This window comes from Singulisphaera chitinilytica, from assembly GCF_049331405.1.
GTDB lineage: Bacteria > Planctomycetota > Planctomycetia > Isosphaerales > Isosphaeraceae > PoT.
On record NZ_CP186274.1, the window covers coordinates 2275352 to 2301662 of the forward strand.

Annotated in this window: 1 protein-coding gene; it reads left to right on the forward strand. The window is 65.6% G+C overall.

Annotated elements, in window-relative coordinates; genetic code table 11:
• The first annotated feature begins 240 nt into the window (after nucleotides 1-240).
• Nucleotides 241-26256: a hypothetical protein gene (locus ACOYYX_RS09170; RefSeq protein WP_422931728.1), complete on the forward strand. Its 26016-nt coding sequence runs from the start codon at nucleotides 241-243 to the stop codon at nucleotides 26254-26256.
• Nucleotides 26257-26311 lie beyond the last annotated feature (55 nt).

Below are 26311 nucleotides of genomic sequence, written 5' to 3' on the forward strand. Positions count from 1 at the left end.
TGGGCTGAATCCATCGAGATGAAGTCGAAATCGGTGACGAGGACGTCGCCTATCCATAATCCTTGACGATGCGGTCCGACTGCCGATGACCGATGCCTGCGCGCCTCCATACGGGCCAGACTTCCGACTGTAAACCACACATGCGTGCGCGATTGCGCATCCGGTCGCGATTTCGAAGCAGTTCGGGATCGATGCGAGATCTTCCGTATTCCACCCTGAGATATCACCGGGAGTCGTGCGATGTTCCCGTTTTCCAATTCCGGCTCGTGGTTCGGCTCGAAGGGCCGGAAGAAGCAGCGCCGAGAGGCTGGTAAGGCCCTGACCCGAAGGCGCCGGGACGAGCAGCTCCGCTACCAGTTGGAATCACTCGAGGTCCTCGAGGAGCGGACCGTCCTCAGCGTGAGCTTCACGACGGGGTCGAACTCGATCGCATTCACCACCGACACCGGTGCCGACGACCTCTACCTCAAGGTGGCCAACGGGATCCTGGAGTACAGCACGCCCGGGCCGAGCACGTACGAGAGCACGGGCCTCGCCATCGGCGCGGGCACGTCCGTCACCTACCAAGGAGCCACCGGGGTCGAGGTCGTCGGCACGTTGTTCATGGCCGGGATGGATCAAGGGGGCGGCATCTATTCAACCTCGGGGCCCCTCGAGATCAACGCGAGCCTGAGCACCCAGGGGAACCCTCTCAACCTCAGCGGGGGCAATATCACGGTCGATGACGCCCCGCTCGTCACCGGGTTCGCGGGGACACTCCAGACGAGCCAGGGCAGCTCCTTCAACATCACGGGGGGCGCTCCGAACACCGGTCGCTTGACCGTCGCTGGCCTGAGCGGCGCGGGGCTCCACGAAGGCGAGTTGGTCACCTTCGCGGGCTCGGTTTCCGGCAGCCTCCTGCCGGGTACGCAATACGCAGTCCACCTGCCCGACCCGAGCGATCAGGGGACGATCCAGCTCTTCCTCCCCATCGCGATCTCGACGTCCTCTCCTTCGGGGACGGCCGGCGCCCTCGCCCTGAACGCGCCCACGATCTCGGTCGGTTCGTTCGACCAACTCGCCGCCCAGGGGAGCAACGCCTCGGGTAACGGTCCCATAACGCTCTCGGCGACGGATTCAAATGCCCAGGTCAAATCACTCCTTAATTCATCCGGCAACCTCCTGGGTGCGAGCTTCGCCGCGTCGATCTCGATCGGGACGGGTGCCTTCCTCTCGGGCTCCGACGTCTCGCTGACTTCGATCGCCGGAAACACGAAGCCCGCGACACTCGCGGTGGGTTCGACGAGCGGCGCTGGCCTTCTCGCCGGGATTTCGGGCGTCGAGCAGCGGGTCGCGGATTACCTGGGACAATTCGGCTCGGTTCCTGTCACCGTCCTCGTCACGTCGGCCTCGGCGACGACGAAGGTGGGGGCCTACGCCAGCATCACGAGCTCGGGCTCGGTGACGGTCTCCGGATCGGCAACGGCCAATTCGACCAGCGACGCGATCTCGTGGAGCGGGACATCGCCTGGCGCGGTGTCTGGGAGCTTCTCCCTCAACGAGGCCTTCACCGACGCCGAGGCGACGATCGACGCCCACGCCACGATCACGGCGATCGCCGGCGTGTCGATCACCTCGACGACGAAGACGACCGCGTCGGGCTCGTCGCTGGTGGCCCAGAACGCGGGGAGTGCCCCGATCCTGCCGAACGACCTCGGGATCTCGGGGGCGTACAACAACCTCGCGACGACCTCGCTCGCCACCGTCGCGCAAGGAGCCCTGATCAGTTCGCCGAGCGGCAACGTCAACGTCGCGGCGACGGCCACGAATAACAACGTCGTCAACGTGCAGACGGCCTCATATCAGGACGGCCGTGTGGGCCTGGCCGGTGCCGGGACCAACGTCAACGCCAACGTCAAGGCCTATGTCGATGGGACCATCGTCGCGGGAGGCAGGCTCACCGGCAGCCAGGAGACGATCAACCCTTTCCTGAGCACCTCGTTCGCGGCCGGAAATGGCTCCTTCGGCGCCAGCAATCAGGTCGACTACGAGAACAGCCGATTCGTCTTCATGGCGAACCCCGGCTACACGACGGGCGAGGCGCTCTCATACAGCAGTGGGCTCGGTGGCCCGATCCTCGGGCTGACGAGCGGCCAGGTCTATTACGCGATCGTCGGCAGCGATGGCACCCACACTTACATCCAACTCGCCCAAACCGCGGAAGACGCCCGCGCCGGCAGAGCGATCGGGTTCGGCCAGTACCCCACGATCGCTGGCCTGCCCATCTCCGACGTGGACGCGTCGAACGATCAAATCCTGTTCAACTTCAATCCCGGCTTCACCGAAGGCCAGGCGGTGAATTTCGCCCCCGCGGCAGGGCAATTCCTCGGCTACGACAACGATCAGGGGGAGATCGTCGGCCCCCTGTCGGGGACGTATCGAGTCCACCTCGTCAACAGCTCCGTCGCGGGGCAGTACGCCATTCAACTCCTGGGCGCGGATGGCAAGGCCGTCGCTCTTGATGCCAGCCCGACGCTCACGACGAATTCAGGCCAGGTCGTCCGGGTCGTCGGGTTCAACACCAACGCCAATCTGCTCGTCCTCAACCCGTCCGACCTCGCGAAGGTCAGCCTGGCGAACGGAGACGCCCTCACCTACACCTCGGGCCTGGGGACGAACGTCACGGGCTTGACCGATGGGGCAACCTATTACGCCGTCGTCGACCCGGCCGCCATTGCGAGTTCTCCTTCGGGAAGTCCTCGCACCCTGCAACTCGCCGCCACCCGCAACGACGCCGAGGCGGCCGATCCCACCCGACAACTCCCGAGGCTGACCTGGACCGACGCCCAGGGCAACGCCCAGACTACTGCGATCCCCCGGGCAATGACCTCCGATGGCACCGGCGAGGGCAATGCGCTGGTCTTCCCGGGAATGACCTCGCCGATCCCCGACGGTACGACCGTCATCTATCACAGCAGCAGCCCCGGCACAACCATAGGCGGGCTCGTCGACGGAGCCGCCTACCGCGTCTCCGTCGTTCCTGGCTCGGCGGACGGTGTCACGCTCGTCCACTTGATTCCGGTCGGCCAGGGTGCGAATGGCAAACCCGTTTCCCTCAGCCTCGATGAGACCCTGCGAACGAGCGATGGGCGGACGTTCCTGATCGTGGGCATTGACGCGATTCAGCACACTCTCACGGTCGTTCCGCAGGGGAATGGCACCGCTCTGGTTCATGGTGAAGCCCTGACTTATACCGGGGCGTTAGGTGCTTCAACCGGAAGCCTCGTCGATGGGCGGGTCTATGACGTCCGGCTCCCGAATCCCTCGAACCCGAACCTCATCCAACTCGCGGACACCAATGGGAACCTCCTCGATTTTCAGAAGGCCGTGCCGCTCGAAACCCTCGACCACTCTTATATGTCCGGAGTGGCCCAGTCCCTGACACCAGTGGTCTCCCAGGGCATCAGCATCACCTCGACCCTCACGAGCCGCGAGACCCTGGGCGTGGCTGCCGGGATTGGTGGCGAACCGCCCATCAAGTATCGCCTCCTCGATGATCTGCCAACCGGGAGCATGCCCGTCTCGACGTCCACTTCCGGCGACCCGGTGAAGGAAACCTTCGCCTCACTCGCCGCGCAGGGGATGGCCGATGCCTCGCTCCGCGCCTTCCTCGCCGGGCTTGTCGACCTCCTCTCGGTCACCGGCTCGTTCCTGGTCGAGAGCGTGACGAATTCGTCCGTCGCCGAGGTCGGCTCCAACGCCATCCTGAAATCGAGCGGCAACGTCACGGTGTCGGCGAAGATCGTGGAAGCCAATAAGGCCGGCGTCGATGCGACGTTGACGCAGGAGCAGGCCCAACCCGCCTCGACGGCCCCACGGCTCTCAGTAGCGACCGCCATCCTCGTCAGTAGCCTGAACAACTCCGCGAAAGCGCTCATCGACGGCGGAAGCCAAATTGACGCGGCCGACGCCCTCAACGTGACCTCGGACGTCTCCTATCCCTGGGCCGGCCAGATCAACAATCCGAACGGCTTTGATGCAAAATCCGCGCTCGGCTCTAACCTGCTGACGGACACCTTCAAGTTCCTGAAATCGACCCTGGGGCTCGAGGGTGCTCTCGTCAATAACTGGGCCGACGCCGCGGCCACGTCGTCGCAGCAACCCGCGGACCTCTCGGGTTCGATCAACTGGACGAATTATGTCAACGACTCCGAGGCCACCATCGGCGCCGGGGCCCTGATCAACCAGGATCCGGCGTACCGCTTCGGCCCGCAAGCTATTGATGTCGCTGCGAACACCACGTTTCAGGTCGTCAACTACGCGGGGAACACTGGCTTCGACTTCCTGCCCGTGAACCTCGTCCAGGGCTATGACGACGCCGGCTGGGGCGGCGTCGCAAACACGATCCTGCCCGACGGCGCCGGCGAGGTCGTGGGGGTCGGGGCATCGTTGAATATCATCGTCCTGAGCGACACGACACTCGCCACGTTGGGAGGAGCGGGGACAAGGATCAACTTCGGGCAGGGCGGTTTCAACGTCGAGGCCAACCAGGAGGTCGTGGACGTCACCATCGGCACGGCCGGGGGCCTGAACAGTGGCGGCTTCGGCTCGGGGGGTGTTTACGGCACCAACGGCACCTTCGCCTATTTCAACGCCAACACCACGACGAACGCCCAGGTCGCCGGAGGGACGACGCTGAGCAGCAACGCGTCTACAAATGGTGCGGTGAATATCGATGCGAATGATACTCTCGACCTGATCACCGTCTCCGGCTCCGCATTCAAGGGTTCCAACTTCGGCATCGGCACGAGCGGCGTCCTGAATGAGCTGTCGAGGACGACCCAGGCTATCGTCGGCGACGAAACGAGCTCCTCGAACACCTCCGGCTCTTCGACCTGGAATATCGCGGGCCCGGTCTCGATCGCCGCCAGCACGAATGGGACCCAGGTCAATTTCGCGCTCGCCGGCTCTCACCTGACGGCCTCCGCACCGAGTTCCCCCGGCACTCAGCCGACGGGCCTGAACATCGCGCCGTCTTCGTGGGGTATCGGGATTTCCGGCGATGCGGCTTACAGCCGGGAGATCAGCAATACACTCGCCTCCATCAACGATAAGGGAAATTTTGCAACCGGCCCGTTGACGATTGTCGCGGAAGATGACTCCATACTCGTCGCCTTAGTCGGCGGGTATGCCGCGGCGGGTTCTGGGGTCAACGGGAGTGCAGGAATCGCCGGATCCTACGGTGAAGTCGAATTCGGCGGCATGACGTCGGCCTCGGCTCAGGAAGCACAACTGACCGTGACCGGCCCACTCGTCATGAAGGCGACGCGAAACAATAACCTGGGGGCGATGACCCTCGGCGGTTCGGGGGCTTCGGTCGGCACGAGCTCGGCGGTGGCCGCTTCGGCATCGCTGATCTTTTATACGGGGGAAACCGAGGCTTACCTTTCCGACCTCGCCCTCAGCAGCGTATCCGGCGACGTGACTGTGACGGCCCAGGACAACACGATCTTCGTGGCGATTGGCGGCGCGACTGGCGTGGCGAGCATGGGAGGCATCGGCGTCTCCTTCGGATACATCTCGATCAGCCCAACAATCTCAGCCTACGTCAGCGCTTCAAGCCTGAACGTTCAGGGGGATCTGTCGATCCAGGCCACGTCGAGCGCCAACGTCGGCTCGCTCGGCCTGGCCCCGGGTTATGCAAGCGGCGCGACGAGTGTCTCGGGGGCCGCCAGCGCGACGGTGAACCGGGTGACGATGACCATCGAGGCGTCGATCGACGAAAGTTCCAACCTCGTCGTCGGCGGTTCCGCGGACGTCGAGGCGACCGACGACTCATATCTCGTCTCGGCCTCGGGCAACCTCGCCTCGACCGGCTCCACGACTGCTGCCGCCGGTGTCGCAAATAGTGAGAACTTGATTCGCAACACGATCACCGCGAATGTGGATGATACCACGATGCAAGTGATCGGCGACCTCAGGATCGCGGCGACATCGAAGCCGACGTTGATTTCACTCGCCGCCGGAGGAAGCCTCGGAAGCGACCTGGGGGTTGACGGTTCGGTCGCTGCGAACTCAGTGATCAACACTGTCTCAGCCTTCATCGCGGGGGGCTCCGACGTCTCGGTCGGCGGCGATCTCGTCATAACCGCCTTCGAGTCGGCGCTTGAGGTCGCGGTGGCCGGAGCCTTCGGTGCGGCCGGGGCACTCGGCGTCGGAGCGGCTGTCGCCTACAACGAGATAGGCAAGCGAGACAAGTCGGACGATCCAGATGGCGACGATTCGGAACCCGCACCCGGCTCGACTTCGGCTTATATCGACGCCTCGCGGGTCAATGTCGTCGGCGACATCCTCGTCTCCGCCGGGTTGCAGTTCCAGGGGGCTTTGCCGCAGATCTCGACCGCCAACATCAGCGACTTCGCGGGCATCGGTGCCAGCCTGTCCATGCCGACGACGGTCGATAGCATGCTCGTCGCCGTTGCCATCGGCAGCGGTTCGGTGACGTCGAGTTCGGTCAACCAGCAGATTTCGGCGGTCATCGCGAATGGCTCCCAGGTGACGGCCGGCGGCAGCATCGTCGTGACCGCCGTTGATGCGCCGACGATCGGGAATGGGGCGGGGGGAGTTGGCCTCGGCACGGCAACTCCTCTGGGCGGGGCCGTCGCCCGCAACGCGGTCAGCAACACGATCACGGCCGAGGTTTCGAACTCGACGGTCACGTCCTCGGCTGGTGTGATCTCAGTCATCAGCCAGGAAGCAGCGACGATCACGAGCCTGGCGGTCTCGGGATCGAACGGGAGCGCCGCCCAACCGGGGGGCTCGCGGGTCGACAACGCCATCCAGAACAACATCGCGGCGACAATCACCGGTTCGACGATCCAAGCCGCGACTGGGGTTCTCGTCACCAGCATCGACGGGTCTCAGGTCAACGCGGGGGCGGGGCAAGTCGGCATCGCCACGAGTGCCAGTGCGGCGGGTTCGGCGACGGCGAACAACTCGATCAATGGTAGCAACGCGAGCCTCATCGACGCGTCGAACGTCGTGACGACTCGAGGAGCTATTGCCGTCGTCGCCGATTCTCATTCGCGGATCACGGCCGTTGCAACGGGGGGCAGCGGTGCTGGCTCGGCGAGCCAGGCGGGCTCAGTGGTCAGCAACGCCGTCAGCAGAGCGACGACAGCGACGATCTTGAACAGCCCGGCGATCACGGCCCCGATCGTGAAGGTCGCAAGCAGCAATACCTCAACGATCGAGGTGGGCTCCGGCCAGGTCGCGATCGCGTCCAGCGGGAACGCCGTCGGCGCGGCGACGGCGTCCAGCACGATCCAGAGCACCGTCGTCGCCAGCATCAGTAATTCGACGGTGAATGCATCGGGAACCGTGTCTGTCACCGCGCTCTCAGATTCGCCCGTAACGGTCGTCGCGGCGGGGGGCAGCGGCGGATCGACCTCGGCCCAGGCGGGTTCGACCGTCAACAACTCGATCACGGGAACGGTTCGGGCTGGCATTGTTAGTCGCTCGAGAGTCTCGGCATCGGGTGTGAACGTCACGAGCACTGATGCTTCGTCGATCGGCGTCGGCGCGGGGCAGGTCTCGATCGCGACGAGCGGTTCGGCCGTCGGGAACGCCTCGGCGACCAATTCGATCGCCAACACGGTGCTGGCCGCCATCGCCGATTCCTCGGTCACGACTACGGCGGGCGACCTATCGCTTCAGGCCAATTCGACGGCGCAAATCATCGCGGTGGCGGCGGGAGGTAGCGGTGCGGATACCTCGGCCCAGGGGGGATCGATCGTCGCCAATACGATCGATAACGACGTCGCCGCGAGCATTGATGGGAGCCGCGTCAACTCGACCGGTGGGGTGAGTGTGTTGGCTGGCGATGCTTCGACCATCGGGGCGGGAGCAGGGCAAGTCAGCATCGCCACGAGCGGCTCGGCAGTCGGCTCGGCGAGCGTCACGAACTCCATCAATAATTCTGTCAGTGCAGGAATCGACACGTCCTCGATTGATTCTGCCGACGCATTGAGCCTCTCGGCGACATCCAACGAGACGATCACCGCCGTGGCCGCCGGAGGTGCCGTTGGCGCGACCTCGGCGCAGAGCGGTTCGACGGTCGTCAACACGATCGAGGATCCCACCACGGCGAGCATTTCGGGCTCCCCGAAAATCGCGGTGGCAAGCCTGAATGTCTCGAGCATCAACTCATCGACCATCAATGTCGGCTCGGGAGAGTTCTCGATCGGGACCGGCGGTTCGACTCAGGGGACGGGCGTCGGAGCGGCCTCGACGACGAGTTCGATCACCGATAACACCAAGGCGTTTATTGAAACGTCCCACGTCGCGACCGATGGCAATGTCAAAGTCGAGGCGACCACCTCGGCGTCGATCACGGCAGTTGCCGTTGGAGCGGCAGGGGGCTCGGCGTCGTCGCAGGTTAGTTCGACGATCGCCAACACCATCGCGGGCAGCACCACCGCGGGGATTACCGGGCACTCGCTTGTCGAGGCCGGTTCCTTGTCGCTGACGAGTGGTAACAGCTCGGCTATCAACGTGGGCTCGGGACAGGTCGCGATCGCGACGAGCGGAAGTGCGGCAGGTTCCGCGACGTTGACGAACACGATCACGTCCACCGTCGAAAGTGGTATCGACGATTCCAGAGTATCGGTCGGCCCGGGGGCGATTCAGGTCGAGGCGACCTCGAATGCCTCCATCCTGGCCGTGGCGGCGGGGGGCAGCGGAGGGTCGACGTCGCAGGCCGGTTCGACGGTGACGAACTCGATCGCCGATACGACGACGGCCGAGATCTCGCAGGGATCGGTGGTTAGTGCGGGGAGCATTGGGCTAGCGGCCGCGGATAACTCTGCGATCAATGTGGGGGCGGGGCAGGTCTCGATCGCGACGAGCGGATCGGCGGCGGGGAGTGCCTCGACGACTAATACCATCACGAACGCGGTGCTGGCGTCGGCCTCGGGCGCATCGCTGACGACGACGTCAGGGGGGCTCACGCTCGCGGCCACATCGGGGGCCGACATCATCGCGGTGGCGGCGGGAGGGAGCGGAGGTTCAACTTCCTCGCAGGACGGTTCGACGGTCAAGAATACAATTACGAATCAGACGACGGCCTCGGTCGCGAACGGCAGCCAGGTGGTTTCGGCGGCAGGGATGGGGATTGCGGCGAAGGATGAGTCCAGGATCGAGACGGGATCGGGGCAGGTCAGCATCGCGACCGGGGCGGGGGCGGTGGGCTCGGCCTCGGCGACGAATACGATCAATAACACGGTCGTTGCGACCATTGATGGCTCGACATTGACCGTCGCTGGGGCCCTGGGCGTGGGGGCCAGTTCCGACGAGACCATCACGGCCGTGACGGCGGGAGGGAGCGGGGCCTCGTCCTCGGCCGAGGGAGGGGCGACGGCCACGAACTCAATCAAGGATCCGACGACCGCGTCGATCTCCGGGAGTCAAGTGACGACGACCGGCGGCGTGGTCGTGGCGAGCGCAAATTCGTCGACCGTCAACGTCGGTGCTGGGAACGTGTCGATCGCGATGGGAGGGTCGGCACCGACGGGCGGGACGACCTCCAATGCGTCGGCATCGACGCCGGGCGGCACGACCTTGCCCGGCGCGGAGGGCTCGGCCAAGGCCATCAGCACGATCGCAAATGACACGGAGGCGTTCATCGAAGATTCGTCGGTGTCGACGGGAACCGGCGCCACGGCAGGCATCGTCGTCGACGCCAGCTCGACCGCGAAGATGACCGCGGTGGCGGCGGGAGGGACCGGCGCGGCGACCTCGGCCAAGGGGGGCTCGACGGTCGTCAACACGATCGAAGATACGACGAAAGCTTATATCAGCGGTAGCCAGGAGATCGCATCGCCGACGATCGACGTCGGCGCCGAGGACGCCTCGACCATCAACGTCGGCTCCGGCCAGGTCTCGGTCGCCACAAGCGGCACCGCCGAGGGGGCCGCAGAGATCTCCAACACGATCAAGGATACGGTTCAGGCGGGGGTCGACGGCTCCAACCTGAATGCGACGGGCGCGGTGAAGGTGCAGGCCAAGACGTCGGCCGAGAACATCGCGGTGGCGGCCGGCGGGGTTGGAGCCGAGACGTCGGCCAAGGCCGGGGCGATCGTCACCAACACCGTCACCGACACGACCGAGGCGGCGATCCTCAACGGCTCGGACGTGCAGGCCGGGAACCTGACGATCTCCAGCGATGATGCGACGCAAATCGACGCCGGCGCGGGTCAGGTCGCGATCGCCACGGGTGGGTCGTCCAGCGGCAATTCGTCGGGCGACGGTTCGGGCAGTGGCTCCACCAAGAGCAGCGCCAAGGGGGCGGCGAAGCTCACGAATACGATTACAAATATGAACGCGGCATACATCGACGCCTCGACCATCGGCGTCCAGGGAGACCTGCACATCCTCGCGGACACGTCGGCCGAGATCATCGCGGTGGCGGCCGGAGGAGAGGGGGCGGAGAAGTCGGCGGAGGGAGGTTCGATCGTCACCAGCACGATCACCGACGCAACGAGTGCTTACATCGCGGCCAGTCCGAATATCTCGGCCGGCGCAGCGAAGATTTCGAGCAGCAATACTGCCACGATCAAGGTGGGGGCGGGGCAGGTCTCCGTCGCGACGAGCGGGACGTCGGTCGGGGCGGCGCTCGTCACCAGCACGGTCAAGGACTCGGCGTCGGCTTACATCGACGGCTCCAGTGTCACGACCGCGGCGAGCCTGGAGGTGTCCGCACACACCGACTCCCCGATCACGACCGCGGCGGCGGGAGGCGCGGGGGCCTCGACCTTCGCAGCCGGGGGATCGATCGTCAACAATGCTATTGCCGATACGTCCAGTGCGTCCATTTCCGGGGTCTCGAACATCGTCGCGGCCGGGGTAAGCGTCGCGGCCGACGATACCTCAACGATCAATACCGGGGCGGGGCAGGTCTCCATCGCGACGGGGGTCGGCGCGGTGGGGGCGGCGATCGCGTCGAGCAAGATCGACAACGCTGTGAGCGCCCTCATCAACGGCTCGACTCTGAATTCAAGCCGAGGAGTTAGCGTCGCGGCGACCTCGGACGAGACGATCCTGAGCGTCGTGGCGGGGGTCGGCGGCAGCGTGTCGAGCCAAGTGCTCGGGGGTGCGCTCGTCGGATCGGGCGTCGTGAATAAGATCACGGATACGACGGAGGCCTTGATCGAGGCGGGGAGTTCGGTCAGCACCTCGTCGGGCGACGTCGATGTCGAGGCCAAGGACACGTCGACGATCACCGCGGGGGCAGGGGCCCTGTCGTTCCAGTACACGTCGGGGTTGCCGACGGTCTCGGTCGCGATCGGGGCCTCCATCGCCGTCAACACGATCGGGACGCCGAAGGCGGCGGACACCGTGCAGGCGGCCGTCATCGGCTCAACCATTGCGTCGGCGGGCAGCGTGAATGTGAAGGCCCACGCCGCCCCGAGCATCGAGGCGATCACGGCGGCGGGCTCGGGGTCGTTCACGAGCGGCACGGGGGTCGCGACGGTTGGGCTCGATGGCGCGGGCTCGGGATCGATTAATACGACGAGCATCACGGTCGAGGCCCTCATCTCGGGCGATAGCCAGGTCAGCACGACCAACGGCGGGGGCGTGACACTCTCGGCGACAGGTGCGTCCAGCATCGAGGCGATCGCGGGGGGCATCTCGCTCGCCGGGTCCAACGCAACGAACCTCGCTGGGGTCCAGGTCACCGTGGGCGCGGCGGCGGCGATTAATACGATCGTCGACACGACCGTGGCGAGCATTCAGGGGTCGACGGTCCATTCCACGGGCGAAGTGAACCTGGATGCGACCAATAATGAGAATATCCAGTCATTTGCCGTGGGAGTCGCCGGTGCGATCTCGACGGGCTCGTCGCTGGCGGGCTTGCAATTCGCCGGGGCAGGCTCGGGGTCGCACAACACCGTCAACGACCGCACGAAGGCCATCATCACGGCCTCGACGGCCAATGGCGTCACGACGCCGAGCGTGGTCACGAGCGGACGAGCCACGTCGAGCAACCCGCAGGGGAGCGACATCAACCTGAATGCCGTCGAAAACGTGACGATCCTCGCGGCGGCGGGCTCGGCGGTCTTCGGGATCTCGACCGGCTCGCAGGTCAGCGCGACGGCCGCGGTTGGGGTCTCGGCGGCGACGAACAAGATCACCGACACGATCGAATCGAATATCAATGGCTCGATCGTCAACGCGGGAGGGAGCCTCAATCTGGACGCGAGCACCCAGCACGCGCCGGATAAGTTCTCGATCCAGAGCATCACCGTGGCGGGGGGCGTAGGCGTCGGCAACAGCGGGATCGTCGACCTCGACCTGATCGGCGCCGGGGCGTATTCGAAGAATACGATCGACAACACGGTGACCTCCTCGATCACCGGATCCACGGGGACCGATGCGGCGGGGAATGCGATCGGAGTCAACGCGACCGACGGAGTGAGCCTGTCCGCCACGGACGACTCTACGATCCAGTCCGATGGCGGCGGCGCGAGCCTGACGGTCAGCAGCTCGGCCTTGCCCGCCTCGATCGCGATCGCCGGCGGGGCCTCGCTCAATACGATCACGAATCATATCAGCGCGTTCATTTCTTCATCCGATGTCACGTCCGGGGGCAACTTCGCCCTTGACGCGAAGTCGACCGCCACGATCCAGTCGCTGGCCCTGGGGGTTTCCGTCACGGCGGCAGTCGGGAGCGTAGCCGCGGGCGCGGCATCGGGGTCGGGGGCGGCTTCGTATAACACCATCAAGGACACGATCGCCGCCTATATCGACTCGAACAGTAACGTCTCGTCTCAGAGCACCTCAAGCGACGCCATCCGCCTGACGGCCAAGGACGCTTCCCAGACGCTCTCCAACGCGGGAGCCGGGAGTGTGGCGATCTCGGCGGGCACGGCGGCCCTGAGCCTGGCGGCGGGGGCGACCCTCGCGGACAACACGATCAGCAACACGGTCACCGCATACGTGGGGAGCCCAACGTCCGGCGGCGCGGACGCAACGCAGGTGAACTCGGCGGGGGGCGTGAGCCTCCTGGCGGACTCGAGCGCCGTGGTGAATGCGACGAGCGTCGCCGTGGCCGCGGCGGCAGCGGCTTCCGAGGCCGGCGCGGCGCTCGCGGCCTCCGGTGCGGCCTCGAAGAACACGATTGCCAACACGATCACCGCGGCGGTGCAGGGGGGTGCTACGGTCACCGCCAACGGTACGGCGTCCGGCCCCATCGTGAACATCATCGCCAGCGACCGGACGACGATCCGGTTTGACATCGGCAGCGGCGACCTCTCCGTGGGCGTGGTCGGGGCCTCCGCGGGGGCTTCGAGGGCGGTCAACACGGTGACGGATAGCGTCAACGCCTTCATCGTCGGCGGGACCGTCAACACGAGCGGGCAGGGGTTCAATGTCTCGGCGCTCTCGACGAACGTGATCACGGGCAAGGCCGTCGCGACGGCCGTGGCCATCGCCATCGGGGGAGCCGCCGCGGGGGCGGAGGCCCTCTCGACGGACAATACGGCGACCTCGGCTTACGTCGGTTCCGGGGCGGTCGTGAACACCGGGCTGAATATCAGCAACCCATCGAGTTATGGGGCGCTGAATATCAACGCAACGTCCAATGACGTGGTGACCGCCGAGACGTATGGCGGCTCCGTCGGCCTGGCGTCGATCGGGGCCTTCTACTCTTCGGTCGATGTCGGCGGGTCGACGAGCGCCTACCTGGCCGGAGGCGCGATCCTCAACATCGGCGATCTCTCGGTGACGGCAACGGCCAGTCACGACGTCGAGGCGGACGCGGTTGGCGTGGTCGTCGGGGTGGCCGCGGGATCGGGCACGAATGCGGTGACGTTGATCCATAACAGTGTCTCGGCGTATATCGGCACGGCGTCGAATGCCCCCGCGGCGACTTCGCCGACAAGCTATGTGACGAATGGGGCCGTCAACGTCTCGGCCACCGCGAACGAGACGGGGATGTCGAAGGCGACGAACGGGGCGATCGGCCTGGCGGGGGGGATCAGCGGGAACTTCGCCCATACCGTGATCGGGCCGACGGTCGAGGCCTATGTCAGCGACGCCATCAACCTCTCGGCCCCGATCCTGAACATCACGGCTAATGCGACGAACTCGGCGAACATCAAGATCATCGGTGTTGCACTCGAGACGGTCGGCGTAGGTGTTGCGGACGGTCGCTCGGCGATCTCCGCCACGGTGAACGCCTACCTCGGCAGCGGGACGTTCAAAATCGGCGGGAATCTGACCGTCTCGGCGACGAGCCTCGATTACGCGACGACTTATACCGAGGCCTCGGCGGGTTCGATCGTGGCCTCGGGCGGGGCGGCGCTGGCGGTGGCTTCGATCCTCTCCGACGTCCAGGCCTACACGGGCGGTTCCAACATTGTTGCAACGGGCACCGCGCTGATCTCGGCCCAGGAGACGCCGGTCGCCAGCGCGACGGCGCTGGGCATTCAGGCGAGCCTCGGCTTGGCCGTTGGCTCGGTGCGGAGCTCGGCCACGGTCAACACGAATACCGCGAGCTACCTCGGCGACGGGACCTCCGTCTCGGCCTCGAACCTGATTGTCAGGGCGACACGGCTCCTCGATGCGAGCAAGGACGCCACGGCCTCGGCGGCCTCGCAGGCGGGCTCGGGGGGCGTCCTGGCCGGGTTGGTGGCGACCGGGAGCGAGGTGGTGACGGGGGGGAGCATCGAGGCTTATACAGGCACGTCGGTGACGCTCCCGAACGGCGACGTCTCGATCCTCGCGGGCAACACGACGAGGCAACTGGCGTCCTCGACGGGCGTGGCCGTGGGCGGATTCTTCGCCGCGGGGAGCAACAACGCAACGGCCACCTCGCAGGCGACTACCCTCGCGTCGCTGGGCGCGGACCCGGTGATGAGCCGCAAGCGTGCGGGCTCCTTGTCGGTGGTCGCGGCCGGGTTCGATGGGAACGAGGCGAAGGTCACGGCGGGCAGCGGCGGGCTCGTCGCCGGCAACGCGGCCGAGGGCAAGACGAACGACTCTTCAACGGTCACGGCCGAACTCGTCGGGGGAACGATTTATGGGAAGGGCGTGACCGTCGCCTCGGTCAATCAGAGCGAGTATGCCCCGAATGTCAGCTCGGTGAATGCGTCGGCGGTCGGGGCGAGCGGCGCGATGGCATCCAACCAGATCAATACATCGGCAACCATAAATATCGGCGACGGCACGACCATCAACGCAGCGGGACTTGTGAGCCTCTCCGCGCAGGACCGCTTCACCGAGGTCTTGCCGAGTGGCGGTAGCGCCGCGAGTGCGGCGGCCGGGGGCGGGGCGACGGCCACGGCGGTCCAGTCGGAGACGATGCTGACGGGCAACGCGAATGTCACTCTCGGCGATTCAGTCACGATCCGGTCGGTGAATGATCCCGTGCCGCAGTCGGGTTCCTCCGCGTCTCCGCAGGTCGGGATCGTCCTGCTTGCCTCGTCAATTTTGAATGCGAATGACGTGGTGACGCTCTCCACCGGGGGCCTGATCCAGGCGGCGGGGGTGAATTCACTGCTCTTCGCGACGCTGAACAACAACGTCACGGTCGGGCAGGGGAATACGCTCGAGAGCGACGGGAACATCGGCGCCGGGACGTATAGCTCCGTCAACGCCGATACCAGCGCGAGTGTCAGCACCGGCGGCCTGGCCGCGGCCGGGGATGCCCAGGCAACGATGTCGGTGACGAGCAACCAGTCGGTGACCGTCGAGACCGGCTCCAGGCTGACCGCCTTCGGCAACGTCAACCTGACGCCGGGGAACGACCCCACCGGCTCGGCCAGCACGCTGATGACGGGCAATTCCGTCGCCCAGGGATTTGTCTATGGGTTGATCGCGATCCCCACGGCGACCGCGACCACCACCTTCGCCAGCAACACCCAGCTCGACATCGAAGGGGCCACGGCTAGCGACGCCAACCCGTCACAGACGCTCGCGGCCGTGGCGATCGGCAGCGGAGAGAACGTGACCATCGGGGCCTATCCGGGCACGCCAGTCGTCGCGGCGACCGGGACCGCCAAGGGCTATGAGATCGGGTTCATCCCGATCACCGTCAACGACAGCACACCTACCAGCAGCACCTCATCAAGTGTGACCCAGGACGGGGTCATCGCGGCGGGGATCTACCACGAGCTCACGATCGTCATCCCCAATGACCAGGACGGAGGGTACACATCGACCGTCCAGATCAACACCGATGGCTCGCCGCACGCCCCCGTCCATTCGAGCTATAACCCCTCGTTCGATCCATTGACGTATGTCTCGGACAATTTTCCGGACAATACGCCGGGTCAGGGACTGCTGCAGATCAGTGTGGCCGATACGAACGTCGGCGCGATCACGCTCGGGCCTCTCTTCGCGGCCGGGGGAACGGTCACGCTGAATGCCGACACGATCGCCGGGAGCGGCTCGATCACCGCGTATGGTGCGCCCAGCATCTCGGTCACGAACAACAGCCCCGACTATCTCTTAATTGGCCCGATCGTCATCCCGAACTTGCCCGGCGGACAGGCCCTCTTCACCGGTTCGGTCAATCTCTCGGACGTCCAGGGGGCCGGAATCGGCGTCACTCAGGTGAACCCGACGAACACGCCGAGCGGCTCGAACCTTCCCAGCGTGACGATCAGCCAGACGTATAACGGTTCCGAGCCATCCGGGTCCGGCGACGGCCCGGCTCTGTTCCTCACCGGTAGCATCGAGAACCTCGGGGGACCGATCACCATCACCAACGCGGCGGGATCGATCGGGCAGGAGCAGACGATCGTCGGGGCGTCGCTGAGCATGTCCGCGCCGAACGGCTCGGTCGTCATCGACGTGCCGCCGCCGGGCGTCGCGTATGTGAATGGCAATCCGTACTCGCAGTGGAATAGTGCGATGATCTGGCCCGGCGGGAACCCCAGCACCCAGGGGGCTCCGTCCGCCAACGAGGCCGTCGTTTACGTCGCAAATGCTGTTTATAACTCCGACGGTTTCTACTCGGCGTCCAACTTCGGTGGGGATCAGAACGCCGCCAACGCCTTTACGAACCTCCTCGACAATCACTGGCAAATCAACACCGACGACCAGTACTCCGGCGGCACGAGCTTCGTCTTCCTCGGGGACAGCGTGCCTTATGCGTCGGCCGCGTTCGTCGACGGGAACAAGAAGGGTGGGAACATCTACGGCGGCGACGACTCGTACGGCACGAACAGCAGCCTGACCACGTCGGGCTCGGGCGGCACGGTGTCGGGCGCCTACCAGATGGAGTACGAAGGGTCGTCCGACGGACCTTACGGGATGCTCCCCTACATCGCGACGGTCTCGCTCTTGACGACCCAATCCTACTCGAGCGCCAACCTGCCCCCGGCGACGGCGGCCGTGCAGGCTCGCAACGTCTCGATCCAGGCGCAGACCATCGACATCAACGGGCAGATCCAGACGACCGGCCAGCCGAAGAACCAGTCGGTGTCGCTGCCGGCCTCGCTCGTCCCGACGCTCCAGGCGTTCCAGCAGAGTTTCCAGGACGGGACCTCGGCGAGCGCCATCTTCAGCATCCCCGTCACGACGGTGAACTCGGGGGATCAGCCGATCAATGCCTCATATAATGCCCAGACCAATCAAATCACGATCGAGGACATCCAGGACGCGACCACCGGGGGATTCGTCTCGCTGAATGGGGCGATCATCAGTTCCACGACGATGGGCGCCATCGACATGAGCGGCGGCGTGGGGCAGGTCACCGTGCAGAACGACACGGGGATCCCGGTGGTCGTGCAGAATATCCAGGCGGGGGGGAACGTCGGCCTGAGTGCGGTCTCGATCACCGATACGATCCGGCCGGCGGCCTCGCAGCAGACCTTGTACGTGTACCAGCCGGGACAATCGATCGCTGTCTACACCGGGGCAGCCGGCGCGAACCTGCTGAATAGCTTGCCCAGCTCCACGACCTCGGGCACGAGCGTGAGCTACAGCCCAGAGGCCGGCCTGCGCTGGCAATGGACCGAGGTGGCGAGCCTGAGTCGCACCGCCAGCGATGTCAACGGCCCGAATTTCTCGATGAGCGATTGGGCGTTCAATGGCTCGCAGAACAACCCATGGCTCTACAACGATCCGTCGAACGGCTCGACGACCTCGACGCCCGTCGGCCAGATCGTCTCGGTCCCGCAACTCGAGGGGATCGACTTCGCGCAGAGCATCACCGGCTCGGTGACGAACTCGGTCACGGTCAACGCGAGCTATATCAAGCACCAAGCGAGTAATAATAATTTCACCTGGAACTTCGTCTATCCGACCGACGTCTCGCTGAGCATGACGAGCTCGGTCAAGGCGGATAACCCGATCGCCATCAATTTCGGGAGCGTGACCGACGCACCGTTCCAGATCAATTCGAATGCCCCGGTGATCCTCACGGGGACCATCACGCACGTCTCCGACGACACGACCATCATCGCCAGCGGAGGGATCACGGCCGCGCCCGGGGCGTCGATTACCGCCGAGAACCTCACGTTGAGCACGATCGGCGGGAGCCTCGGCGCCGTGGGTCGGCCACTCGCGATCACCATGACCTCCGGCGGCATCCTCGATGCCAGCACGACCGGCGGCGGGATCTATCTCGACGTCGATTCCGGCGTGATCCTCGGGCAGATCGCGGCGGGGAGCCAGGCCGACGGCTACGGCGACGTCGTGCTCCACGCCTCCGGAAACGTCGAACCGCAGGCGGGTCAGGCGTCGGGGACGGTGAACATCGCCGGCAACAACCTCGCCCTCGCCAGCTCCAGTGGTGCGCTCGGCTCGTCGGGCACGCCGCTGGTGATCCAGGCCGTGAGCACGGCCGCGGCCGATGGCGGCGTCAGGGGCGGGACGCTCAAGGCGAACGCCCAGGGAGATATCGGCCTCGAGCAGGCCTCGGGGAACCTCGTCGTCCGGAGCATTCAGTCGACGAGCGGCGACGTCTACCTCGCCGTCCGCGATGGCAGCATCCTCGACGGCCGGACCTGGGAATCCAACGGCCTGACCCTCGCCGAGGCCCAGCAGGTCTGGCAGGACCTGCACCTCGACGACGAGTCGTATGCCCAGACTCAGCTCGCCAACCTGATCAGCGCGATCGATACCGACTATCAGCAGTACTGGCAACTCGTCCAGAACGGCACGGTGAGCGATGGCGTCCTCACCCTGAGCGCCACGGGCCTGGCCATGTATCAAGGTCAGGCGGGCGCGTCGCTCGGGTTAACCGACCCCACGAATGATCAAATCTCGAACTACGCGAATGGGCTCTATCAGCAGCTCGTCAATCTGTTCAACATCTACTTGCCCGCCGACTGGAGCACACTTCCGGATTTCCAGGCGTATGACGCGGACTTCCAGTTTACTCCGACGGTCGCGATGGCGAAGAACCTGGCGGCGAATACACTCTGGACCCAGGATCAACTCACGTACTCGCTCGACAAGAGCGCCCTGAGCACGAGGCCCACCACAGGGTCTTCGGGCACGTCCGACGAGCCCAACGTCGTCGGCTCGACCATCACGCTCGTCGCCAGCGGTGCGGTCGGGAACTTCGTCGTCTCGGCGGATGTCAGCTCCGCCGACCTCACCAACGCGACGCTCGTCGCGACCCAGCAGGCGGCCATCGTCCAGGCCAAGACGCCCGGAGCCGCCACGACAACGTCCCAAGGAGTGCAGATTGGCGTCACGCAGCCTCTGCGGATCCAGCTCAATGGTTCCTCAGGGGGCGGCCTGAATGTGATCGCGGGGACGGGTGTGACGATCGCCGAGACGACGGGGAACCTCGTCGTGAACCAGATCACGACGGCCTCTGGCTCGGTCAACCTGGATGCCCCCGGCAGCGTCCTCGCGGGGACGAGCGAGACCGTCGGCGACCCCGTTGTCTCGAGCCCGAACCTCGACGAGAACCAGGGCGAAATCTACATCAATCAGCAACCCTTCAGCGGCGAGGACACGCCGACCTCGTTCTCCTTCTACGCCCCCGCGACGGGCAATTACGTCACGCCGATGCTCTTCTCGGTCAAGGACGGCGTCTACACATTGGCCGCCGTCTATCAGTCGATCCTGGCCGCGAGTGTCGGCGTGAATACGGCGCCACTGGTGCTCGCTGAGGGCTCGCTCGATCCCGCGGCGACTTATGTTTTCGGCTACTCCGACCGCAACATGAGCGCCGACCAGAATGGCGAGCTGAACACGATCTCGGCCACGGCGGGCACGATCAATTATGCGAATTCAGCCTCGGGCGACTGGCTCTACACGACCGAAGGGACGGGGATCTCGTCGAGCACGAACCTCTCCCTGGGCATGACGTTCGGCCTGACCGGCGCGAGCAACGCGCTCGACTCCGGACGCGTCTATTCCGCATCGATCGGCCTCGCGGTTCCGAGTTCGATCATCGCCCAGCAGATCAACCTGATCGCCCAGGCCGGCAGCATCGGCTCCCCATCGACCGCCTTGAAGACGAATATGACCGGCGCCAAGCAGGGCTCCTTCAACGCGACGGCCCCTCAAGGCGTCTTCGTCGAGGATACGTCCAGCAACCTGAATGTCGGGGCAGTGCAATCCTCGAGCGGGCCCGTCAGCCTCTCGGCGCAGGGGAACATCTTCAAGGGGGCGACGCAGTCGGTCGGGGATCCCACCGTCTCGAGGCCGAACACCGACACGTTCACCGGCCAGGTTTACATCAACAATCAAACGTTCAGCGGCGCGAACGCCCCCGATTCGTTCTCTTTTTATGCGTCGGAGCTGACCTATGTGACGCCGCTCCTCTTCACGATCGGCGGCGGGTCGTACAACCTGGCGGCGGTCTACCAGTCGATCCTGCCCACCAGCCTCGGACTGAACTCGGCACCGATGGTCCTCCTGCAAGGCAGCCTCGACCCGAGTCAGACATACGTCTTCGGCTTCAGCGAACGCCAGGTGACGAAGGCGTCGGACGGGCAGATCACCACCAAGTCGATCAATGGCGGGCCGGTGACTTATGACAACAACAGCTCGGGCGATTGGCTCGCCACGACGACCATCGCCGCGGGCGAGACCCCGACGCTCAACCAGGCCTTCTCGCAGAACCCGGGCCCGGGAGTCGTCCCGCTGCAGAGCGGCCGGGTCTACTCCGCCTTCGTCTCGATCCCGATCTCACGCGACACCCAGGCCGGCCTGATCTCCAGCCCGCTGATCGATCTGAGGGCGGGAGGGAGCGTCGGCACGCCCAACGACCCGATCCTCACGGCGGGCATCGGCTCGACCGCGGACATCGTCAACGCCTCGGCCCAAACAGGCGTCTCGATCCGCCAGACCAGCGGCGACCTGCACATCGGCGAGATCTCGAGCCCCGACGGCGCGATCAACCTGACGGCCCCGGGCAACATCGTGACCCTCAACCAGGCGGGGACCGCCGGATTCGGCGGGGACGGCTCGGGCTGGACGCTCAATACCAACGGGACCGAACCGACCATCGCCGGCAACGTCCTCACGCTGACCGACGGCAACGGCGGCGAGGCCCGGAGCGCCTGGTGCAACACCCCTGTCTCGGCCGGCAGCTTCACGACGAGCTTCGTGTACACCGGCAACGGCTCGGCCGACGGCGTGGCGTTCGTCCTGCAAACGAGCCCATCGGGCCTCAACGCCCTCGGCGGCAGCGGCGGTTCGCTCGGCTATGCCGGAGGGATCAGCCCCGGTGTTGCTTATGAGATCAACATCTATAATCAGCACGTCCAGGGGACCAACTTCGTCACGAACGGGTCGTCGGGGATCTACAACCCGATGGGCTCCGTCAATGTAGCGAGCGGCGACCCGATCCGCGTGACCCTCGAATACGACGCGATCGCCGGCACGCTCACCGAGACGCTGGTCGACACGACGAACCCTAGCCAGACCTTCACGCAGACGTACACGGGGATCGACCTGAAGGCCGTCCTCGGGCTGTCGACCGCCTACCTCGGCTTCACCGGGGGCGACGGCGGGGGGACCTCGATCCAGACGATCAGCGACTTCGTCTTCACCCCCGTCTCGAGGATCGTCTCCGGGCAGACCATCAACCTGACGGCCGGCGGGAGCGTCGGCATGCCGAGTTCGCCACTCCGACTCGAGATGAACGGCTCGACCGACAACGACCTCAACGCGACGGCCCCCGCGGGCGTCTACATCGTCGCCCCGAAGGGGGACCTCTACGCGGGCCAGATCGAGAGCACGAGCGGTCCTGTGAGCCTGACCGCGACCGGGAGCATCCTGAGGCCGATCGCCGCGTCGGTCGGCGACCCCGTGGTCTCGCAGCCTAACGTCGACACCAACGAGGGACAGGTCTATATCAACACCCAAACCTTCAGCGGCAGGGATCGCCCGGCCTCGTTCTCCTTCTATACGACCTCGCCCGGGCACTACGTCACGCCGATGGTGTTCCAGGTTCAGAACGGGGTCTACACGCTGGCCGCGGTCTATCAGTCGATCCTCGCGAGCCAGGCTGGGCCGAACACCGGCGCCCTCTCGTTACTGCAAGGGCACCTCGATCCCAATGAAACCTATGCCTTCGGATACAGCGATCGCGACGTCGCCCTGAGCGGCGGGGCGATCAACGCCACGTCGATCTCCACGGGCACCGTCGTCTTCTCCAGCGTCTCCTCCGGCGACTGGCTCTACACGACCGAGGGGACGGGATTCTCGATCGGCACGAACCCGCAAATCGACCAGACGTTCGCGGTGACCGGCGGCGATTATTCGCTCAATAGCGGGCGGATCTACTCGGCCTCGATGACGCTATCCGTGTCCGGACTCATCGGCGCGGGGCAGACCAACCTGAGGGCAGGGGGGAGCATCGGGCTTGCGTCCTCGGGCATCCAGATCGGCACGATCGACGGCCTGCCCAACGTGGTCACGGCGATCGGGCAGGAAGGGGTCTCGATCGTCCAGACCGACGGCGACCTCACCATCGGCAAGATCCGAGGCGCCTACGGGCCGGCGAATCTCACGGCGGTCGGCTCGATCGTGCAGGCGAACAACGGCGAGGCAATCAGCGTCGCGGCTCCCACGATCAACCTCGTCGCCGGGACCATCATCGGGACGGAGGCCACCCCGATCACGGTCGGCACGCCCAACGGGGCCCAGGATCTCGTCGACGCGAGGGCCGTCGGGTCGATCAACATCGTCCAGCCGGTGGGCAGCATGCAGGTCGGCCAGGTTTCGAGTGCGTTGGGGACCGTCAACCTGACGGCGGCCGGGGACATCAGCCAGCCAACCGAGGCCTCGGTGGGCAACCCCGCGGTCTCGCAACCGGAGATCGACAGCGACCAGGGGCAGGTCTACCTGAGCGATCAGATCTTCAGCGGGCAGAATTTCCCGACCTCGTTCTCCTTCTACGCTCCGGGTACCGGCCATTACGTCACACCATTGCTCTTTTCCGTCGAAAATGAAACGTACACGCTCGCCGCAGTTTATCAGTCGATCTACGTCGCCGTGGCCGGAGCGAATACGGCTCCCTTGACGCTCTTGATCGGCAGCCTTGCCCCGGGCTCCTCCTACGTCTTCGGTTACAGCGACCAGCAGGTGAGCCCGAGCGGCAGCGTGGCGGCAACGGCCTCGATCACGAGCGGCACGATCCCTTATGAAAACACAAATTCAAGCAACTGGCTGAACACGGAGCTGCAAACGAGCGTCACCCTCCGGCTCGGGACGACTTTCTCCACCTCGCAAGGATCGGCGAATGTCCAGCTCTATACGGGTCGCAGCTATGCCGCCTCGATATCGCTCTCCGTCCTGAGCCCGATCAGCGGCCGCGAGATCAACCTCAGGGCGAATGGCAGCGTCGGGATCGCCTCCGCCCCGATCCTGACCGAGCTTCGCGGCCCCAACCCCGGCGTGCTGAGTGGCTTCGGCGTCGGCGGCTTCTACATCACCGACGTCGCGGGGGACCTCAACATCGGGCAGGTCTCGAGCAATCAGGGCAACATCGTCCAGGCGACGCTCAACCCGTCGCAAGACCTGATCGTCGGGAGCACCTCCGTCATCAGCGCACCGGCGGGGACCATCCTCCTGCAAGGCGGAAACACGACGACCCTCGCCGCCGGGAGCGTCGTCAGCGGACAAGCCGTCACGGTCCAGAACCTGAGCGGCACGACCGAACTCACTCCCACGAGCCTTTCCGCCTCGAACACTTCAGCCATCAGCGCGGCCGCGATGGGTGGGCGGGCCTCGATCACACTGGCAGGGACCATCAACGCGAACAGCGTTCTGGTCCTCGGGAATCGGGGCGATGATGACCTCTACGTCTTCCTGGCCGGCCTGAAGGCGGACCTCCAGTTCCTCGGCGGTGCCGGCCAGAACCAGATGCTGGTGCAGGGGGCGGCGGGCGACAATCAGTTCCTGCTCGACGGCGGCAAGATCCTGGTCAACGGCTCCCGTGAGATCACGAGCCAGGACGTCGCCCAGGCCCAGATCCACAGCACGGCGAGCAACACAAACTTCGCCGTGAACAGCACGTTGAGCGGCACCGAGACGTACCTCTTCGGCGGCGGCGGTTCCAATCAGTACTGGATCGGCTCGGATGGTGTCTCGGTTGGGGGGGACCTCGACAGGCTCCTCGGCGTGGTCCACGTGACCGGCTCTCCGCTCGGCACGAACCAGATCAACGTCGACGACCGAGCTTCCCGCGACGCCTCGGGGCGGCTTCGCACCGCCGGCTACATCGTGACGCCCGACGCGATCGCGAATAACCCGGCCCCCGCGTTGCCCCCGCGCCCGACTTTCGCCGGGGTGACGTACGACCCGACGATCCAGACGCTTCACGTCCTCGGAGCCCAGGGACCCCGGGGGATCTTCCTCGTCACGCCGAGCCCCTACACGAGCTTCATCCTCGATGGCGACCGGCAGAGGGCCGTCCCCGGCGGCGCCGGCGATTCCCTCGTCCTGAACGTCCCCGCGGGCCTGCGGAGCCGACTCAATCGCAATGGCTCGGGCGCGGGGACATACTCGTTCTTCGATGCGTATCGCGACGTCCATTTCAGCGGGATGGACCTCGGGGGCCGTGCGAGCCAGAAGGCCACGATCCGGGGGAGGAACGTGACGAGGGCCTCGGCGAATGCCGCAACTTTCACGGTCGCCTATCAGGGCTTCACGGCCCTCGATCGCGAAGGCCTCGTCGACGACTCCAATGCCGTGACCGTCGTCGGTCCTCGCGGATATCGCCAGGCGGCCGTGATGCTCGGAGTCACCTCCTCGGCCAACGGCAACACGCAGTTCGTCACCTACGGCGTGACGGGGGCCGGCGGGTTCTGGGATCGAACCGACAACGGGCTCTACTCGATCCTGCTCTCCGCCAACGCGATCCAGTCCAGCACCGGCGCCACGATCCCCGCAGGCGTTCCGGGGAACTTCCGGGTCAGCATCAATCGGGCGAACGCTTTCCTCGAAGGGGATCGTTTGATCGTCGCCGGCACTTCGGGAGCCGACGTCATCCAGGTTGCCGAGACCCAAGGCCAGATCAGGGCGAGGGTCAACGACCGGGCCTGGAGCTTCGCGAGCGATGAGGTCGCACAGATCCAGGCATTCGGATACGAAGGGAACGACGTCGTCTTAACGAGCACGCTGAACGACAGCCTTCGATCCGTGCTCATCGGCGACGCCGGCAACGACCTGCTCTGGGCGGGAGCCGGGGCGGACGTCCTGCTCGGCGGCCCCGGCAATGACTTCCTGATCGGCGGGCGATCGGCCGATGATCTGTATGGCGATGCAGGCAACGACGTCCTCGTCGCCGGGCAGATCTTGCAGGACTCGACGCTGAACAATCCGGTCGTGCTCGCGGGACTCGCCCGGGCCTGGGCCGCACCCGTCCCGGCCCCGAGGTTCCGCGCCGCCCTCGATCAGATCCTCTACGGGGTCATGCAGGACGACGGCGCCCGCGATCAGTTGTGGGGAGGCCTCGGCCGCAACCTCTTCATCAAGGGGCGCAACAGCGTCGTCGGCGATATATCGACGGAATCCTCGACCCCGCGGGTTGCCCTTCCCAGCGGCTCGCAGCCAACGAGCCGACGAAGCGAAGGGCAGGCATTCGCCGATCTCCGCGTCCAGATGCAGCCGTCGAGGACTGCTGACGATGCGCCCAAGGCGCACAGGCCGACGCCTCGGGGCGTGGACCTCTTTCTGAGCTCCCGCGAGTCCAGCACGATCGACGGGATGAGCCTCCCGCCCGATCGTACCAGTCGAATTGCCCGAGAGATTCGTGGCGGCGAATCTCCGAACGCATCCAGCAACGCGAGGACATCGTAGGTTTCCCCTTCGCCTCGATCGCACTCGTTCGTCGGCCACGACTTGCGGCTTTCCG

Coding starts and splice junctions, on each gene's coding strand:
- ACOYYX_RS09170 (WP_422931728.1), top strand. CDS start 241: ATGTTCCCGTTTTCCAATTCCGGCTCGTGGTTCGGCTCGAAGGGCCGG.